The organism is Ruminococcus sp. CAG:57 (assembly GCF_000435935.1).
Classification (GTDB): domain Bacteria; phylum Bacillota; class Clostridia; order Oscillospirales; family Ruminococcaceae; genus Hominimerdicola; species Hominimerdicola aceti.
The window spans coordinates 1-756 of sequence record NZ_FR890731.1 but is presented as its reverse complement, the minus strand read 5'-3'; the positions used below and the strand labels follow the sequence as shown (position 1 = coordinate 756).

Genomic DNA, 756 nt, shown 5'->3' with positions numbered 1-756 from the left:
AGAAGATCAACATAATACGCCTCATCAGATAGTCCTTGCATATGAATTGTTATCGCCCTTGCTTTATCTTCTGTCGCATATACAATGTTTCGTGAAGATAAAAACATAGAAACAATCAATGTAAATATAACAGCTACTATGCTATTTTTTTCACTACAATTCCTCCTAGTTATGATATGTATAAAATATTGCTGAACCCAGACACCTACATTAATTAAAATTATTCGCAAAAAATGAGCAGAAAAAATATAATAACTCTGTAAATATTGAGGCTGCTCTATACCACCTAACTTAGATTGAACTATTTAGACTTATTGCTGTCGATTAGTCAGTATATTATATATACCAATTAGAATTGAACAAAGTAATGCTATCCCATTAAGACTATAACTTAGAATCATACCGAAGCCGCTTCCTGCATTAGGTGTTCCATAATCACCGTTGAAAGCCATAAATATATGAATAAAAAAATCAGTATCGTAAAATATATAACCGATTATAACAGAAAAACAAATGGTCAATATAACACCCAAACAATATATTTTTATATTATGGCTGCTTAACTTAACAAAAAAAGCCAACTGTACCGCTGCATAAATAATAAAAAAAATAAATATAGAAATAACAGAAGCTATCCCTGCTCCTAAATATGCAGTTAAATTAAACAAAAGAGCATATATGAAACTCATCAATACATATTTAACATATTTCATCATAATAATCATATCCCCTTTTGATGAAATCTAAGTCATCCTG

1 protein-coding gene is annotated in these 756 nt (G+C 29.4%); it reads right to left on the bottom strand.

Going from position 1 to position 756, the window contains the following annotated elements; translation table 11 throughout:
- Positions 1-311: 311 nt before the first annotated feature.
- Positions 312-716 (bottom strand): hypothetical protein, encoded by a 405-nt coding sequence (locus QVO88_RS06460; protein WP_022287682.1) that lies wholly within the window; start codon positions 714-716, stop codon positions 312-314.
- Positions 717-756: the final 40 nt, after the last annotated feature.